This window comes from Geminocystis sp. CENA526 (genome assembly GCF_050753365.1).
Classification (GTDB): Bacteria; Cyanobacteriota; Cyanobacteriia; order Cyanobacteriales; family Cyanobacteriaceae; genus Geminocystis.
Window position 1 is genome coordinate 41,391 of the sequence record NZ_JBLZFY010000016.1, and the last position, 17,840, is coordinate 59,230.

Below are 17,840 nucleotides of genomic sequence, written 5' to 3' on the forward strand. Positions count from 1 at the left end.
TAATTTTTTATGAAAAAAAGTGCTTTTTTATTAAGTTTAAATATTGTTTTTTTATGCTTTTTTCCTAATTCTGGTAAAAGTGCTGAAACAATTAATTTAGTCCATAGTTCTCTCATTTTTTCCGTTTCGATCGAATCCTTAGAAACCTTTGCTAAAACTGGTGAATTAAAGGGTGATTTACAACAATATAGCTCATCTTTAGATGAAAAAACCTTAATAGAAATTCGTAATTTTCTTAATAAAACCCACGATATTGACTCTGTAATTGTCTCTAAATTAAGTCGCACTTCCTTAGCAGAAGACTTATTAAAACAACTAGGGAAAGTTGTCTCGACTCACCGTGATAGAAATGGTTTTTATGCCCTTCGAGGGGCAGTTGTTACTACAGCAACGCAACAAAATTCTTGGACAATTCTTGATGTTTTACGCAATTTTCCCTCATCAAGTATCTTCGTTAATTTAGAATTATTAGCACAATTAAAAGATGATTTATTTCTTTATCAAAGTTATCGAGATGCTGTAGCAAAATCGATCGAAATTCGAGCGAATAACGATAAACAACTTCACTCTAATATTGACTTAAATACCCTCAAAAATTTGAGTCAAAAAGGAGAATATCAAGTTAGTAAAGAAACTATTACCATTGAAAAACAAGACTTAAGACAAACCGATAAAGGATTTGTGAGAGAATATAGTTTTGATGTGGATGTCTATTTTCCTCAAAATACCTCAGAAAAGAAACCTTTAATCTTAATATCCCACGGATTTGGCTCTTTAAAAGAGAATTTCGTTAATTTAGCCCAACATTTAGCTAGTCATGGCTTTGTTATTGCTATTCCCGAACATATTGGTAGCAATTTACAATACCGTGAAGAATTATTAAAAGGATCGTTAAACAGTGCTTTAAGTCCAGTAGAATTTATTGCTAGACCTCAAGATATGTCGTCAGTCATCGATAAACTGCAAGAATTGACCGCTAAAAGTGAAATTTGGCAAAAAAGAGTGGATTTAAACAAAATAGGGGTTATAGGTGATTCTTTAGGAGGTACGACAGTTTTATCTTTAGCAGGAGCGCCGTTAAATATATCACGACTGCAAACAGAATGCAGACAAGATCAAGTTATTGTCAATACTGCCGTAATTCTACAATGTCAAGGCAGTCATCTTCCTCCTGTGGAATATAATCTACAAGATTCCAGAATCAAAGCGGTTATTGCGACTCATCCCCTCACCAGTGCTATTTTTGGACCTGAAAGTTTGAGTAAAATCAAAATACCGATTATGATTACCGCAGGGGGGGATGATGTCATTACTCCCGTAGTTATTGAGCAAGTACACCCTTTTATCTGGTTACAAAATCCTTTCAAACATCTATTATTTTATCAACCGGGTACACATTTTAGTTCTACCCAACCGAGTCCACAATATACTTTAACTAATTTACCAGAAATATTAGTTGGTCAACATAGAGATATAACGAGTCAATATTTTCATGGTATCGCTGTGGCTTTTATGGAAGCATACTTAAATAATAACTCTCAATATTTAGCTTATCTTACTCCTAATTATGGTGAATTTTCTAGTCACGAAAAATTAAATGTTTATCAAATTAATGATTTAACTGCTGATGATATTACCTCAGTTTTTGGTAGTAATTTACCCTTAAAAATAGTGCCTCCTTTAGTGATTTCTTTTCCTTTAGTAGATAACTATAATTCCATAGTGGATGAAATCAAAAATACGGGAAATTTAAAAGTTGCTTATTCTCAAAATACTCCTCCTTTTGGCTTTATTAATCAAGATGGATATTGGGAAGGTTATTGTAGTTTTTTAGCAGAGGAATTAGCTAGTCATTTAGAGGAGCAATTAGATTTATCTTTTAAGCCTAATATAGTATTATTTCCTTCTAATTTAACTAACCGTTTTGATTTAGTTACTAATGGACAGGTACACTTAGAATGTGGTGCTAATAGTATGAGTCAAAATCTTGATGACATTAGTTTTTCTATTCCTTTTTTTGTCACGGGTAATTACTTCTTAATTCCTAAAACTTTAGAGAAAAATTTTAATCCTAATCACTCTTTACAAAATTTTAAAATTGGTGTCTTAAATAACACTCCTACCGCAGATTTATTGAAAGAAAAATATCCCCAAGCTCAACCTATTTATTTTAATGAAGGTATTGAAGAAGAAATAAAAGCCCTCGAAAAAGGCTCGATCGATGCCATTTTTGATAGTAAAATTTTATTAGAAAATCAAGTATCTTCTCTCAAAAATCCCCAAGACTATTCGATCGTACCCTCTTTACCGATAAACTGTGAATATTATGGATTATTATTACCAAAACAAGATAGCCAATGGATAGAAATAGTGAATAATTTTTTAAACAAAAAACCGTTAACAAAAGAATATTTTTCTCCCGAAGTAGAAGATAATTTAGCGAAAACCCTCAATTATTGCTTAAACATTAATCGCTAATAAAAATTAAGAATTAAGAATTAAGAATTAAAAACTATTCACTATTCACTATTCACTATTCACTATTCACTATTCACTATTCACTATTCACTATTACTTTCCTTTTGATACGTTACAAGACGGGAAAACGCTTCATTTTCTGCACTGCTTCTTTTGCCGTTGTGACTAAATTATTATCAATGCGAGGAATTTGGGGTATTTGTACTAATACATCGATCGTACGTCTTAATACACGCACTATATCCCCTTCATCCATAGTGGTATTTTTCGAGATTTCTTCCCATGTTTCCCCTAAACACCAAGCCTCCGATAAACCAATCATATCCCTTTCTAACAAAACGGGAATAGTTATATCGTGGTGTTTTTGAGCTTGGTTGAGACGACGACGAATTTCCCCTAAAGACTCTTGAGGATTATAGTTAACTTCCTCATCTCTAAGGATTCCCAATGCCTCTAAAATTTCGGGAGAAGGTTGATAACCTACCCATGTGTCAAATCGTGCTGGTTCTGAAATCAGGGCAGTAATCACCCCTGCAAGGTGATGAGGTTGAAGAAAACCAAGATGTTGGGAGGTTAAAGCTAAGGCTAACCATAATTCATTTTCTCCTCGAATCACGGCGGCGGCTTCTCCTAGGGGAGTGGGAGTATAACCGTCTAAAGCGTCAAATTCCCTTAAAATTTCGATTAATGCCAGAAATTCTTGCCAATAATACGAACTATGGGATTTTCCTCGCTGATACTGGGTTTGGATACGAGTTAATTCTTGTTTTAATAGTTGTCGTTTACGATTATTTTTGAGAATTTGTCCGATTTTCTCCACTTTATCTAAGGGATTATTGACGATCGAGTCCTCAATTTGGGCTATAGTTTGTTGTTGTAAAATAATATCTTCGCTAGGGGGGGCGTATTCTTGTTCGTATTCCGTGATTAATTGACTCACATTTAGGGTATGATCATCACCATAATCGAATAAACCGATAACCACTTGTTTAATGTCAGGGATGTCGATATTTTCCACAAAATGAGGGGGAATCCTACCGCCATTAATATCAATAACATCCGCAAAAGAAGCAATATACCAATTATTATCCTTACCTAAACACAGCAAAAACTTTTGATTACCATTGGGAATATGGGCAATAAAAACTCCTTGAATACTATAGGCATTCTTTTTATATTCTCTACATAAATTTAGTATAGCCCCCGGTTGTAGAGTTTCTAAATAAGGCATAATCGCCCGTTGTCGAGCTTGAATCCAATTTCTTTGGAATAATTTAAGGACTTTCTTCTCCTGTTTCTTTCTTTCTTTCAATTTCTCGTAATTAGCTAAGTCTCGACTATTGTAACCAGCTAACATAATATCTAACTTGCTTAACTCCGTCGTGTAGGTATTAATAGCATCCTCTTGGGGTGCAAGTTGTAACTGTGCCAAATACTCGGCAAAACTTAACTCTAATAAATCCTTCGCCTCATCAATGGTATGTTTCTGTAATAAATTTAACACCATACCATAACTAGGGGTGAACTGACTCCGCAAGGGTTCGGGGGGAGCTTTTGCTAATTTAGAAGCCACTAAAGCCCCTTCAAACATGGTTTGCACGGTGATAACGTATCCCACCTTATCCATGCCCCTACGCCCCGCTCTCCCCGCAATTTGCATAAATTCCGAAGGGGTTAAAAAACGATGCCCGTCATCTCCTCTTTTTTTCAACGCAGAAATTACAGTGGTGCGCGCAGGCATATTAATTCCAGCCGATAGGGTAGCAGTAGCAAAAACAATTTTCACTAAACCTAATTCAAATAATCTTTCTACCAACTCTTTCCATGCAGGTAAAATTCCCGCGTGATGGGCTGCAATTCCTCTAGTTAAAGGTTCAATTTGACTACTTCTTACTAATTCGCTATGATCTGCTAAAAATCTTAATAAACGTTCTTTAAATAAGGGTTTTTCGATTAAATAATCTACTAATTCTTCTCCCGCTCGATCGTTATTAGCAATAAAAGAGATAATCTTGTTATAGGCAATTTCATGTTCTTTTTTAGCAAATTCAACTATTTTTCCCTGTAATTCTAAATTTTCAATCATTAGAAAATAGAGTAAATAAAGCAAAATTTTTCTACTTTCTTCAAGGGTGACAAGATTAAAATAGCTCAAAGATTCTACTGCTTGATCACATCCTTTTCTACTAAAAATTACATAGATAGCAGGGAGCATATTATCACTACTTAATTGTTGCACAATTGTTTTAATACTAGGGCAATCTTTATGATGAAATTTGCCTCTTTTATTAGTACCTAAAAAGGGTTTTAATTGAGTATTTAACTTCTGATTTTTCTCATTGAATAAGCTATATAAACCTTTAGCATGACTAAAATAAAACTTTAATGGTACAGGACGAAAATCTGAGTTGACTAACATACACTCACTCTTAACCCCCTGTTGAAAATGCGCATCTCTGACGTTATTAATCCAACGACATAAATCTTCGGGGTTGCCGATGGTTGCTGACAATGCTACTAATTGAACATTAGAAGGGCAATAAATGATAGATTCTTCCCAGACTGTACCTCTCCCCGGATCACTGATATAATGACATTCATCTAGTACGACTGTTTGTACATTTTGAATGGATGTACCCACTTCACCAATGGGAGTACTATAAAGCATATTGCGGAAAATTTCTGTTGTCATCACGATAATAGGCGCATTGGGATTGATTAATGTGTCTCCTGTGATTAAACCAATTTCCGCATAGGTGTTAGTTTCTGCTAATAATGTTTGTCCAAATTTTTCTTGAAAATCTCTAAATTTTTGGTTAGAAAGGGCTTTTAATGGAGTGGTATAAAAGACTCTTTTTCCTTGATTTAATGCACGATAAATAGCATATTCTCCGATTAAAGTTTTACCTGAGCCTGTAGGTGCAGTCACCACTACAGATTTATTTTCGTCTAAATACTTAATGGCTTCTTGTTGAAAATCGTCTAGTTTATGGGGAAAAAGGCGGTTAAAGTCTAATTTATTCGTGTTCATAGTTAAGTTCGATCGAGTTTAAAAGTCAATATTTATTAAAAGTTAATGGAATAATTTTTGTGGAGAGTTTTTATAACATAATTCTTGAGTTAAATTAAGATTTGAGCAAAATAAATATACTTTTAACCGATAACACAAACTAGGCAATTTATTAAGAATAAGTAAATATTTAGAGTGAATATTCAAGGTAATTATTTTTTACTGGGATATTTAGATTAAGGGTTTATTTTCAATTCTACCTAATTTACGATCGAACATGATCAAAATAATCTGAGTTCGACATAAAATGATCAAGATAAGTACTGATATAAAATGATGTTCAGAAATGGGTACTTTGTGGTATTATTTTCTATGCCTAAGTGGAAAAAGAAAGATTCTGCACCATTGAGGAGTAAAATAAGTAGAGCATTTATAGATTGACGCTATAGGCATGGTTTGGTTACAAAAATTGTTTACAAAAACCGATAGTTATAACGGTCGAACTGACAAAGATTTCGATCGAGATTGGGTTACACTAGACCCAAATGTGTTTGGTCGTACTAAACTATATTTTAGTACCAGTCAAGAAATAGACTTATACGAATTAGAAGAATTATGCGACTCCGTAGGGTGGGCGAGAAGACCATTGCGAAAAGTGCGCAAAGCGTTAGATAATAGCTATTTAGTCGCTTCAGCTTGGGAAATACGGGGAGCAAGAACAATACTAATCGGTTTTGCTCGTGCTACATCTGATCGTGCTTTTAACGCTACTATCTGGGATGTGGTGATACATCCTCGTTACCAGAATAAGGGCTTAGGTAAAACTTTTATGAAATATATCATCAAAAAACTACGCAGTGATGATATTAGCAATGTAACATTATTTGCTGATCCCCATGTGGTGGACTTTTATCGCCGTTTAGGTTTTGTATTAGACCCTGAAGGCATTAAGGGTATGTTTTGGTATCCTGACTAGCTTCAACAATATTCGTGACAAATATAGAGATTAAATGAAGGTTAAAATAAAAAACAGATTCATTATTTGATTGTAAATATTTATAAATATTATGGTTAATACCCTCACCTCAGATTATTCCATCAAAACCTCCGAAATTCGCTCAGAAATAGCACAACTTCAACCTCAATTAGTGCATTGGAGACGCAGATTACACCAATATCCAGAGTTGGGTTTTCAGGAGGTATTAACTGCCGATTTTGTAGCGGAAAAATTGAGTGATTGGGGTATTGACTATCAAACTCAAGTGGCAAAAACGGGTATTGTCGCTACTATTCATAGTCATCATGAAGGAAGAGTTTTAGCGATTCGTGCTGATATGGATGCCTTACCGATTCAAGAAGAAAATGAGGTTTCCTACTGTTCTAAACACAAAGGTATTATGCACGGTTGCGGTCACGATGGACATACTGCCATAGCCCTCGGTATTGCCCATTATTTAGCCCATAATCGAGATAAATGGCGGGGGACTGTTAAAGTTATTTTTCAACCTGCTGAAGAAGGACCGGGGGGTGCTAAACCCATGATTGAAGCAGGGGTGTTAACTAATCCTGCGGTGGATGCTATTATTGGACTACATTTGTGGAATAATTTACCCGTCGGTACGATGGGAGTTCGAGAAGGGGCATTAATGGCGGCGGTGGAGTGTTTTAAGTGTACTCTATTTGGGAAAGGGGGGCATGGGGCGATGCCTCATCAAACTATTGATTCTGTGGTTTTAGGCGCTCAAATTATTAATAGTTTACAGTCGATCGTATCTCGTAATGTAAGCCCGATCGATTCGGCGGTGGTGACAGTGGGACAATTCCATGCAGGTACAGCATTAAACGTCATTGCGGATACTGCTAAAATGAGTGGCACAGTACGTTATTTTAATCCGAAACTAGAAAAATTCATTGGGGAGAGAATCGAGGCAATTATTAAGGGAATTTGTGACAGTCACGGTGCAAAATATGATCTCGATTACTGGCAACTTTATCCTCCTGTCATCAATAATTCTCGTATCACGGAATTAGTTAAATCAGTGGCTTTGGAAGTAGTAGAAACGCCCTTGGGAGTCGTGCCTGAATGCCAGACAATGGGGGGAGAAGATATGTCATTCTTTTTGCAACAAGTGCCGGGATGTTACTTCTTTTTAGGTTCAGCGAATGAAGAAAAAGGGTTAAACTATCCTCACCATCATCCTCGTTTTGACTTTGACGAAAGCGTCTTGAGTTTGGGAGTGGAAATATTTGCCCGTTGTGTCGAAAAATTTGCTGATTTTATCATCTAAACTTTTAAGAAAATGCCAAACTAATAATGCTCTTTTTGCAAAATTTTCAAAAACTTTACCAGATAGTAAAACTCTTAGATCAAGCTCACATAAAAATTAATGAATATTGTTTATAATTTACAAGGAATAGAGTTTGAATGGGATAGTAATAAAGCTGATAGTAATGTTATTAAACATGGAATCACATTTGAAGAAGCTGTAGAGGTTTTTTTAGATCCATTTTATCAAACAGGAGATGCCACAAGAAACAATGAGCAAAGAGAATTTATCCTCGGTTATTCTTTAAAATATCGTCTTTTATTAGTCGTTTTTATGGAAAAAAATACAAGAAATCGTATTATTTCCGCCCGTACTGCTACTCGTTATGAACAGAAATTATATGAACAATCATAAAGATTATACTTTAACAATTAAGCCTCGTTCTGGAGAAATAGTATCTATTAAAATACCTTCAGATACCCTTAAACAATTAGAAGAAATAGCTCAAGAAAAAGATATGTCTTTAGAGGCTTTAATCAAATTTTATATAGGTAAAAGTTTAAGAGAAGAAATTAGTCAAAAATTTGCTCAAAAATTAATGCAGTCCACTCTAAAAGTATTAAGTAAGCACATTTCTTCTGAGTCGGAAAGGGAAAAGATTATCAAAGAAATTCAATCAGAATTAATTTAGTTATTTATTAGACATCTTCAATAATACAGGCAAGATGCCTGTTCTACGGTGGTAAAATCATAATAATTGGAGAAGTCTCTTAAATTGACTACTTTTCTAGCTTAACCGACAACAATTTGCCATTGATGTAGCTCATATTCAACACACTTGTTTTTCACAAGGGGATCATTAAGGACGATCGATTCTGCCTCATCCCGTGAGTTGGCGGTAAAAATAAGCATTCCCCCACCTAATTCAGCCCAATAGCCCGTTTTTGCTTCGTGACCATCGGCTATTAATTGCTTAACATACATTATATGATCTTCGACATATCGATCGAACACTTCTTTATTAACGATACCTTTTTCTATTTTGACAAACCAAGCCATGAATGGAGAATGAAGAATGAAGAATGAAGAATGAAGAATTAACAAGTATTACCTATTACCTATTACCTATTACCTATTACCTATTATTTAATATGCGTCTTGGAGTTCGTAAAAATCGGGAGAGATGTAATCCTTGCGTAAAGGCCAACCTACCCAATCTTCGGGCATTAACAGACGTTTTAAGTTAGGATGTCCTTCATAGATAATGCCATACATCTCATAACTTTCTCTTTCTTGCCAGTCGGCAGATTTCCAAATCCAATATACAGAGGGAACTTTAGGCTCATCTCGATTAAGATATACCTTAATTCTCACTTCTTCGGGTTTAGTAACATTATCACTTACCTTGACTAAATGGTAAAAACTGACTAACTCTTTTCCTGCACCTAAATCATAAGCGCCTTGACACTGAAGATAGTTAAAACCATAGGCATATAAAGCCGTAGCAATGGGTAATAAATACTCAGGTTCGACTTTAATTAATTCTATGCCTAAATGATCTTTTTCGAGGGCTTCATGTTCAAAACCGTTTTCGGTTAACCATTGAGAAGCAACACCAGCCTCGACGATCGAACTTTCTGCTGTAGTTTCGGGAGTATTATTTGTTTCTGTCATTAATTAAGCCTCCTGTTTAACTTGGGTAGCGGTATCTAAAACGGGTAATCCCATAGCGGCGGCTAATTCAGCAGGGGGATTTTTTCTGGTGTCACTGCGTAAATATTTACCGTCTAAAATGGGATCAACCATCTTCATATTATGGGTAGTAGAGTAATATCTATGGGTTTGAGATTGAACTTTACCCCGTTCTTGAATAGACTCATTAGAAACTTTCTTTCTCAGTTTGATGATAGCATCGAAAATCGCTTCAGGACGAGGAGGACATCCCGGAATATAAACATCCACAGGAATTAATTTATCTACACCCCTAACGGCAGTAGTCGAGTCACTGCTAAACATTCCACCCGTAATCGTACAAGCACCCATCGCAATTACATATTTTGGTTCGGGCATTTCTTCGTATAAACGCACTAAAGCAGGTGCCATCTTCATGGTAATTGTTCCCGCAGTGATGATTAAATCCGCTTGACGGGGGCTCGATCGAGGTACGAGTCCAAATCGATCGAAATCGAAACGAGAGCCAATAAGTGCGGCAAATTCAATAAAACAACAAGCTGTACCATAAAGTAAAGGCCATAAACTAGAAAGCCTTGCCCAGTTGTGTAAATCGTCCACGGTAGTAAGGATAATATTTTCTGATAAATCCTGAGTCACCTGATTTCTAGCAATGGGATTCAGAATTTTATCCGTAGTTTGTTTTTTGAGTGTAGCTAAATCGGGAGTCGAGTTTGTCATAAATTTTTTTTACAAAAATAGCATTATTTACAATAATAACTTTAGTTCCATTGAACAACTGTGAAAACAGCAAAAAGGAAGAAGTAATGACTAAGAATTTTTCATTCTACATTCTGCATTCTTCATTCCTACGACCATTCTAAAGCACCTTTACGCCAAGCATAAACAAGGGCAACCACTAAAATGGAAATGAAAATCAGCGCTTCTACAAAAGCCAATAATCCGAGGGTATTAAAAGCTACAGCCCAAGGATAAAGAAAAACTGTTTCCACATCAAACACCACAAACACAAGGGCAAACATATAATAACGAATATTGAACTGAATCCATGCTCCTCCAATGGGTTCCATCCCTGACTCATAGGTAGTAACTCTTTCGGGACCTCCTGTTTTCGGACGTAATAATTTGGATGCCGTTAACGCTAAAATTGGTACAGAGCTACTGACAATCAAAAAACCTAAAAAATATTCGTAACCAGTAAGAACAAACATATATCTTGAAAGCAAATAATGATTAATTGTTATTAGTTTAAGTCAAAATCGCTATCTTCAATTACTTTATCTAAGTAAACTCTCAAAAAACCTCCTTCTCTTGACACTCCAACGGCTGAAGCACGTTGGATTCTTGGTTCACTGAGTCAACTTATCCAAACCGATTGCTCGACTTAGACAGTGGTTGTTCTCTCCCCAAGCGGTAAATGGATGATTACCACTTTGATACTGATGATTTTGGGACTGAAAGCGGTATATGGTTGTTTATCACATTGGAAAGTGCTGTAAAATTTATTATTAAAAACAGCTAAAATTCAATAAAATTATGAAATTTGTCGATGAATATAGGGATATAAACTTAGTCAAAAAATACTGTACTTCGATCGAGTCTATCACCACTCAACCATGGCAAATCATGGAAATCTGCGGAGGACAAACCCATTCGATCGTTAAATATGGTATTAATGAGTTATTACCCCCTACCATAACCTTAATTCATGGTCCTGGTTGTCCTGTGTGTGTAACAAATATTAACCTGATCGATCGAGCCATAGAAATAGCCTCTTTACCTAATAGTATATTATGCACTTTTGGGGATATGTTAAGAGTGCCGGGTAGAGAAAAAGATTTGTTAAGTATGAAGGCATTAGGGAAGGATATTCGCATTATTTATTCCCCCTTAGATTGCTTAAAAATAGCTCATCAAAACCCTGATAAAGAAGTAGTTTTTTTTGCTGTCGGATTTGAAACCACCGCCCCAAGTACAGCTATGACAATTTATCAGGCGTATGAACAAAAAATAACTAATTTTTCTGTGTTAGTTTCCCATGTTTTAGTACCTCCTGCTATGGAAGCAATTTTATCATCAAATCAATGTCAAGTACAGGGTTTTTTAGCGGCTGGTCATGTGTGTACCGTTATGGGTTATCATCAATACGAGGCTATTTCTTCTCAATATAAAGTGCCTATTGTCGTGACAGGTTTTGAACCGATCGATATTTTGCAAGGAATTTTTATGACTATTAAACAACTAGAAAACAAAGAGTTTAAAGTCGAAAATCAATATAGTCGTTTAGTCACAAAAGAAGGGAATAAAAACGCTCAAAATTTATTAATAGAAATCTTTGAACCTGCGGATTATTTTTGGAGAGGTATAGCGAATATTCCTCAAAGTGGCTTAAAAATTAAAGAGAAATATCAAGAATTTAACGCCGAAAAAAAATTAAATCTCCCCCCGAATAATGATAGTATTTTAGAATCTCAAGATTGTATTAGTGGTCAAATTTTACAAGGCATCAAAAAACCTCACCAATGCCCTTCTTTTGGCACAAAATGCACCCCAGAACAACCTTTAGGCGCACCGATGGTATCATCAGAAGGCGCTTGTGCCGCCTATCATCGTTTTCGCAAATTGAATTTGTCCGACGGATAAACCACCATCATTAAGAGGGATTTTTTGTGACCAATAGGGTTTAAAATTATGATCAATTAATGTATTAATACTATGCTCTAACAAATATTTATTTTGGAAACAACCACCGCTTAAAATCACTGTCGAAGTATCAACTTTTTGACTAATATGTTTGATAATTTCCACTAAAGTTAGATGAAATTTTGTCGCTATTAATCCTAAAGATTTATTATCTAAATAATCCCTAATAATTTCTGTTACCATCGATCGAACATCGATATAATTACAGTTATTAGGATCATAAGTCCAATGAAAATTATATAGTTTATCAGGTGAAGAATTATCTATTAAAAATTCTAAAGCCATAGGCGCTTGACCTTCAAAAGTCACCTCTTTGATAATATCTAAAATGAAGGCAATACCATCGAATAAACGCCCGACACTGCTAGTTAAAGGAGTATTGATTTTTTTGTCAATCATTTTCTGAAATAAGGCTAATTCTTGGGATGAAAAATGAGTCAAAATAGGTAAATTTTGCGGTATATTTTCTAAACCATTATAGACTGTATTTAATAAACCTAAAGCGATACGTTGGGGTTGTAAAATTGCTTGATTTCCTCCTATAAGGGGAAAGGGTAAAAAACTAGCAATTCTTTGGATTTTTTTCTCATTAATATAGAAAAATTCTCCTCCCCAAATAGTGTTATCTAAACCGTAACCAGTACCATCCCATGCTATACCTAATAGGGGTAATTTTAAATTATGTTCGGCAATAGTAGCAAAAATATGGGCTAAATGATGTTGCACTGAAATAATGGGAATAGGAGGGTTTTTTATCTTACTTAATTCTTCGGCGTATTGAGTAGAAAAATAGTTCGGGTGTGCATCACAGACGATCAAATCTGGAGTAAAATCATAAATATCACTTAAATTTTTAATGGTATTTTTATAAGCCTTAATGGTTTCTAAATTATCTAAATCTCCTATATGTTGACTCACAAAAATTTGTTGATTAAATTCAATGGAAATAGTATTTTTAAGATGCCCTCCTAATGCTAAAATTTGCGCTGAATTTTCTGTGGACTTTTTCTCTAATTTTATCGGTAAAGGGGCATAACCTCTCCCCCTTCTTAAAATAATTATTTCGTTATTAACTATTCTGACAATGGAGTCATCTACTGCCCGAAAAATAGGGCGATTATGGATTAAAAAATAATCTGCTAATAAATTTAATCTCTCTAAGGCTTCGTATTCATCAATACAAATAGGCTCACTTTTTTGATTACCACTGGTGGCAACTACGGGAAAATTTAAGAGATTTAATAATAAATGATGTAAGGGAGTATAGGGTAACATTACCCCCAAGTAAGGATTATTCGGTGCGATTTCTTCACAGATTAAATATTGCTGATTTTTTGCTTTATTTTGAGTAAAACTATCCTTTTTTTTCACTAACACAATGGGAGACGCAGAAGATAATAACAGTTTTTCTTCTAAATCAGAGACTAAACAATCATTTTTAATTTGCTCTAAATTAGGATACATTAAAGCTAAAGGTTTATGAGGGCGATTTTTCCTTTTTCTTAAGGTATCAATGGCTTGTTTATTTCTCGCATCTGCTATTAAATGAAAACCACCTAATCCTTTTAAGGCAATAATTTTACCTTGCTTAATTAAATTAGCTGTTTGAGTTAAAGCATCATCAAATTTACTTAAACAGTTACCTTGTTTATCCCATAATTCTAAATTTGCACCACATTTTTGACAAGCATTTGGTTGGGCATGAAAACGTCTATTTTTGGGATTATAATATTCTTTTTTGCATTCTTCACACATGATAAATTTATTCATGGTAGTAAATACTCGATCGTAGGGTAAACTTTGAATGATAGAATAACGAGGACCGCAATTAGTACAATTAGTAAAAGGATAACGATAACGGCGATTATTAGGATCAAAAATTTCTGTTAAACAATCACTACAAACACTTAAATCTGGTAAAACTAAAGTAGTTTTTTTCTGATGATTAATAGTCTCTGAATTTTTGATAATAAATTCTTGATAACCTTCTCCTTTAAACTCTTTAATCTCTATACTATCAATGCGAGAGTGAGGCGGTTTTTCTTCTTTAATTTTATTAATAAATATCTGCAATTTTTCTCTATCTGATTCTACCTCGATCGAGACACCTTCCACAGAATTATTAACCCAACCTTTTAAGCCTAATTCTTGGGCTAATTTATAGATAAAAGGACGAAATCCGACACCTTGTACAATACCCCTAATGGAAATTTTATAACAAATTTTAGTCATATAATCACCTTTTTAAAACAATGAAATGTATATAATAGACATCTCCAGAAATGAAAAATTAAATCAATTTAGATATTGAAATCGTTAAACTAATATAGTTTATCGTCATTTTCAATCGGGTAAAAATAATTATTGGAGAAGTCTAATAAGTTGTAAGAATTTAATCCCTCCTAATCTCCCTTTGTTTAACAGGTTTTTTTCATTCTCAAAATTTGATTTAACTGGAAAATATAATTAACAAGAAATCTAGGCATTTTTTAAGCAAATCAATTATAATTAAAAATTAAGATATTTTTTATGAAAATTAACTCACTTTAGTAAAGTTATGCTATGAGCAATGAAATTTATTTCTTTGCGGAATAAGGGTTTTACCAACTAATCCGCTTTGCAATAAATTGACAAAGCTAACAGCAAAAGTCTGCTAAAGCGACTAAGAAAAATGTAATTTTACCCCGACTTTGAAAAAAACCTGTTTGTTTAAGGGGAAACTTATTTTCAATTTCTCACGAATGATTTAGAATTGCTATATTCTTTTGTCATTTTTCCTGTCAAATTCAATTCTTCATCGATAGGCTAATTCTCTTTAATTTCTCGTTTACTTCTAATACCCTCACTTTGACGACTTGCCCTACTTTCACCACTTCAGTCGTATCACTTACATATCGATCGCACAGTTGAGATATATGTACTAATCCGTCTTGATGAACACCAATGTCCACAAAAGCACCAAAATTAACCACATTAGTCACGATACCTTCTAATTCCATACCCTCTTTTAAATCCTTCATTTCTTTGATAGAATCTTTAAATGTTGCATATTGAAACTTAGCACGAGGATCACGACCGGGTTTCTCTAATTCTTTGATAATATCTTGTAGAGTAGGAAGTCCAATATTTTCGTTAATATACTTCTTTAAATCAACTTTTTTAAGATGTTCATTAATTTGATTAATATTGGCTAAAGGTATCTTTAAATCTTGAGAAATTGCCTTAACTATAGGATAACTTTCAGGATGCACTGCTGTATTATCTAAAGGGTTTTCTCCCTCTCTAATTCTTAAGAATCCTGCGCACAATTCAAAGGTTTTTTCGCCTAACTTTTTCACTTTCAATAACTCTTTTCTGGTTTTAAATGCTCCTTTTTCGTTGCGATAAGTGACAATATTATTAGCAATGGTTTGATTAATTCCCGATACATAGGTGAGTAATTCTGAGGATGCAGTATTTAAGTCCACCCCAACATAATTAACGCAACTTTCTACGGTTTCTTCTAATTTCTTTTTCAGCAATTTTTGATCCACATCATGCTGATATTGTCCCACACCAATGGACTTGGGATCAATTTTTACTAATTCTGCTAACGGGTCTTGTAGCCTTCTGCCTATACTGATAGCACCTCTCACGGTAACATCTAAGTCAGGAAATTCAGCGATGGCAACTTTACTGGCGGAATAAATGGAAGCACCCGATTCGTTGACTATTACCTTAATGGGTTTTTTGTCAAGGGTTGCGTAAACTTCTGTAACAAATTCATCGGTTTCCCGTGATGCTGTACCATTACCTATAGCAATTAATTCAATGTTATGTTTAAGGATGAGCTTTTTCAAGGTATCTTTAGCTAATGCCCTTTTTTCTTGACCAGTATGGGGGAAAATCGCCTGATATTCTAAAAATTGCCCTGTTTCTGATAAAATTGCTACTTTGCAACCTGTCCGAAACCCCGGATCGATCGATAAAGTGGGTTTCATCCCCGCAGGAGGAGACAATAATAATTCTCTCAGGTTGGCTTCAAAAGTTTGTATGGATTCTGTGTCTGCCCATGCTTTGATAGTCGATCGAACTTCCCTCATTAAAGCAGGTTTGAGTAAACGTTGAAAGCTATCTTTGAGGGTATGTTGATAAAACTCTTTGACGGTGCTAACTTTGGTTTTAATTACCTTCGACTCTAAGTAATTTATCACCCTCGACTCATCAAAATCTATATCCACCCCAAGGATTTTTTCCGTTTCCCCTCGAAATAGTGCTAAAACGTTATGGGGTGCAATTTTGCTAAATTTAGCCTGAAAATTACGATACATTTCAAACTTAGTTGTAGCTTCGGGATATTCGTCTTTGATATGAGATGCAAAACCACCGTTATCAAGGATAAACTCTCTTACATAAGCTCTTAATTCGGCATTTTCGGCGATTTCTTCGGCTAAAATATCCCTAGCACCATTTAACGCATCCTCAGCAGATTTTACTTCATCGGTGAGGTATTTTTGGGCTTCTCTATCCAAAGAAACGGGTTTTGCTTGAGGATGATTGAGACTTTTGATAAATTCCGCCAGAGGAGTTAAGCCTTTCTCCTTCGCCATAGTCGCCCTTGTGCGTCTTTTGGGCTTATAAGGTAAATAAAGGTCTTCTAAATCATTTTTTTGTAAACAAGCCTCTATTTGGGCTTTTAAACTATCACTGAGAAGATTTTGAGAAGCGATACTCTCAAGGATGACTTGTTTACGATCTTCTAACTCTTGTAAATACACGGCTCGATCGAGAATATTTCTTAATTCAATCTCATTTAAAGAGCCTGTTTTTTCTTTACGATAACGAGCAATAAAGGGAATTGTAGCGCCTTCCCCTAATAATTCTAAAGCACTGTTAACATTTTTAAGATTGAGAGATAATTCATTAGCAATAACTTGAGGAATATTGAGCATAAAAATTAAGAATAGACAACTATTCACATGATAATCATTACAAGATTTAGTAGCAATCCCGAAATTAATAAATCATCAGTAGTTAGGGTTTGCTGAAAAAGTATTTTGATGAAGAGAGGGAAGAGCGGATTTGGGAAAAGGGAAGAGTGAATAAATGACAAAAATCAAGGTTTTGAGGCTTTGTATTGACATATAATTACAAAGTTGTTTCGAGTAAAATTTAGTAAAAAATGCTCAGTTTTTGAGTAAAAATTGTGAAAATTGAACACTTTTTAGTTGATGTAGTATCTCCAAACCGTTGATTTTAATAGTCTTCTGATTTATTCAGCAAACCCTAGTTATTAATATAAGCAAGATTTTGTTTGATATAATGTACGAAATAATGTACATATAAAAACTATGTTTAGTTACGAAATTACATCTCCCACGGAAGTAAGAAATGGGTTATTTAAGATTTTAGAAAAGGTAGCGCAGGATAAAGAGGTTTTCATTATTACTGTACTTTAGACTAAATGAAAAATTACACTACCAGTAGTGTATCTAAACGATAAATTTTGACTAAAAAACGCTACCTATAACATTAGTCTAAAGTAGAATTATTAATCGCCGTAATGGGGAGAATGTGGCTTTAATTGCTGAGTCAGAGTTACGCAGTTTAGTAGAAACCGTTTACCTACTTCGATCGCCCACTAATGCTCACCTGAGTTCGATATAAAATGATGAAGATAAGAGGGGGAGGAGGGGGAAGAGGGGGAAGAG

At 34.6% G+C, this 17,840-nt stretch carries 13 protein-coding genes; 6 read left to right on the forward strand and 7 right to left on the reverse strand.

Annotation, left to right across the window (positions count from 1 at the left end; translation table 11 throughout):
- Positions 1 to 9: 9 nt before the first annotated feature.
- Positions 10 to 2,478 (forward strand): alpha/beta hydrolase, encoded by a 2,469-nt coding sequence (locus ACN4EE_RS06915; RefSeq protein WP_431705682.1) that lies wholly within the window; start codon positions 10 to 12, stop codon positions 2,476 to 2,478.
- Between the two features lie 112 nt (positions 2,479 to 2,590).
- Here ACN4EE_RS06915 and ACN4EE_RS06920 read toward each other — a convergent pair whose 3' ends face one another.
- Positions 2,591 to 5,509 (reverse strand): DEAD/DEAH box helicase, encoded by a 2,919-nt coding sequence (locus tag ACN4EE_RS06920; RefSeq protein WP_431705683.1) that lies wholly within the window; start codon positions 5,507 to 5,509, stop codon positions 2,591 to 2,593.
- 430 nt (positions 5,510 to 5,939) lie between these two features.
- Here ACN4EE_RS06920 and ACN4EE_RS06925 point away from each other — a divergent pair, with 430 nt between their 5' ends.
- From ACN4EE_RS06925 to ACN4EE_RS06940, 4 genes are all read left to right on the forward strand, one after another.
- Positions 5,940 to 6,464 (forward strand): GNAT family N-acetyltransferase, encoded by a 525-nt coding sequence (locus ACN4EE_RS06925; RefSeq protein ID WP_431705684.1) that lies wholly within the window; start codon positions 5,940 to 5,942, stop codon positions 6,462 to 6,464.
- 91 nt (positions 6,465 to 6,555) lie between these two features.
- A complete protein-coding gene (locus ACN4EE_RS06930; protein WP_431705685.1) occupies positions 6,556 to 7,776 on the forward strand; it encodes a M20 metallopeptidase family protein in 1,221 nt (406 codons plus the stop codon).
- A gap of 99 nt (positions 7,777 to 7,875) precedes the next feature.
- A complete protein-coding gene (locus tag ACN4EE_RS06935) occupies positions 7,876 to 8,169 on the forward strand; it encodes a BrnT family toxin (RefSeq protein ID WP_431705686.1) in 294 nt (97 codons plus the stop codon).
- Positions 8,156 to 8,446 carry a Fe(II)-2OG oxygenase family protein gene (locus ACN4EE_RS06940; protein WP_431705687.1) on the forward strand — a complete coding sequence of 97 codons (291 nt, stop codon included), beginning with the start codon at positions 8,156 to 8,158 and terminating at the stop codon, positions 8,444 to 8,446. Before ACN4EE_RS06935 ends, ACN4EE_RS06940 begins: the two co-directional genes overlap by 14 nt.
- Before the next feature lie 101 nt (positions 8,447 to 8,547).
- On the opposite strand, the gene ACN4EE_RS06945 is transcribed toward ACN4EE_RS06940, so the two are convergent.
- From ACN4EE_RS06945 to ndhC, 4 genes are all read right to left on the reverse strand, one after another.
- Entirely contained in the window at positions 8,548 to 8,814 is a 267-nt protein-coding gene (locus tag ACN4EE_RS06945) for a YciI family protein (protein WP_431705688.1), read from the reverse strand.
- Between the two features lie 87 nt (positions 8,815 to 8,901).
- Positions 8,902 to 9,429: an NAD(P)H-quinone oxidoreductase subunit J gene (locus tag ACN4EE_RS06950; protein ID WP_431705689.1), complete on the reverse strand. Its 528-nt coding sequence runs from the start codon at positions 9,427 to 9,429 to the stop codon at positions 8,902 to 8,904.
- Between the two features lie 3 nt (positions 9,430 to 9,432).
- Positions 9,433 to 10,167 carry a photosynthetic/respiratory NAD(P)H-quinone oxidoreductase subunit K gene (gene ndhK / locus ACN4EE_RS06955; protein ID WP_431705690.1) on the reverse strand — a complete coding sequence of 245 codons (735 nt, stop codon included), beginning with the start codon at positions 10,165 to 10,167 and terminating at the stop codon, positions 9,433 to 9,435.
- 128 nt (positions 10,168 to 10,295) lie between these two features.
- Positions 10,296 to 10,658, reverse strand: coding sequence for a photosynthetic/respiratory NAD(P)H-quinone oxidoreductase subunit C (gene ndhC / locus ACN4EE_RS06960; RefSeq protein WP_431705691.1), 363 nt, complete (start codon positions 10,656 to 10,658; stop codon positions 10,296 to 10,298).
- A 325-nt stretch (positions 10,659 to 10,983) separates the two neighbouring features.
- Between ndhC and hypD the strand changes: the two genes are divergently transcribed.
- Positions 10,984 to 12,090, forward strand: a complete 1,107-nt coding sequence (hypD, locus tag ACN4EE_RS06965; RefSeq protein WP_431705692.1) for a hydrogenase formation protein HypD — start codon at positions 10,984 to 10,986, stop codon at positions 12,088 to 12,090.
- Here hypD and hypF read toward each other — a convergent pair.
- Positions 12,031 to 14,382, reverse strand: coding sequence for a carbamoyltransferase HypF (gene hypF / locus ACN4EE_RS06970; protein WP_431705693.1), 2,352 nt, complete (start codon positions 14,380 to 14,382; stop codon positions 12,031 to 12,033). The two genes, hypD and hypF, sit on opposite strands and share 60 nt — an antisense overlap.
- A gap of 554 nt (positions 14,383 to 14,936) precedes the next feature.
- Positions 14,937 to 17,081: a Tex family protein gene (locus ACN4EE_RS06975; protein WP_431705694.1), complete on the reverse strand. Its 2,145-nt coding sequence runs from the start codon at positions 17,079 to 17,081 to the stop codon at positions 14,937 to 14,939.
- Between the last annotated feature and the right edge of the window lie 759 nt (positions 17,082 to 17,840).

Bases quoted from the DNA above. Each gene is read 5' to 3' on its own strand.
- ACN4EE_RS06915 (WP_431705682.1), top strand. From the start codon at position 10: ATGAAAAAAAGTGCTTTTTTATTAAGTTTAAATATTGTTTTTTTATGC.
- ACN4EE_RS06920 (WP_431705683.1), bottom strand. From the start codon at position 5,509: ATGAACACGAATAAATTAGACTTTAACCGCCTTTTTCCCCATAAACTA.
- ACN4EE_RS06925 (WP_431705684.1), top strand. From the start codon at position 5,940: ATGGTTTGGTTACAAAAATTGTTTACAAAAACCGATAGTTATAACGGT.
- ACN4EE_RS06930 (WP_431705685.1), top strand. From the start codon at position 6,556: ATGGTTAATACCCTCACCTCAGATTATTCCATCAAAACCTCCGAAATT.
- ACN4EE_RS06935 (WP_431705686.1), top strand. From the start codon at position 7,876: ATGAATATTGTTTATAATTTACAAGGAATAGAGTTTGAATGGGATAGT.
- ACN4EE_RS06940 (WP_431705687.1), top strand. From the start codon at position 8,156: ATGAACAATCATAAAGATTATACTTTAACAATTAAGCCTCGTTCTGGA.
- ACN4EE_RS06945 (WP_431705688.1), bottom strand. From the start codon at position 8,814: ATGGCTTGGTTTGTCAAAATAGAAAAAGGTATCGTTAATAAAGAAGTG.
- ACN4EE_RS06950 (WP_431705689.1), bottom strand. From the start codon at position 9,429: ATGACAGAAACAAATAATACTCCCGAAACTACAGCAGAAAGTTCGATC.
- ndhK (WP_431705690.1), bottom strand. From the start codon at position 10,167: ATGACAAACTCGACTCCCGATTTAGCTACACTCAAAAAACAAACTACG.
- ndhC (WP_431705691.1), bottom strand. From the start codon at position 10,658: ATGTTTGTTCTTACTGGTTACGAATATTTTTTAGGTTTTTTGATTGTC.
- hypD (WP_431705692.1), top strand. From the start codon at position 10,984: ATGAAATTTGTCGATGAATATAGGGATATAAACTTAGTCAAAAAATAC.
- hypF (WP_431705693.1), bottom strand. From the start codon at position 14,382: ATGACTAAAATTTGTTATAAAATTTCCATTAGGGGTATTGTACAAGGT.
- ACN4EE_RS06975 (WP_431705694.1), bottom strand. From the start codon at position 17,081: ATGCTCAATATTCCTCAAGTTATTGCTAATGAATTATCTCTCAATCTT.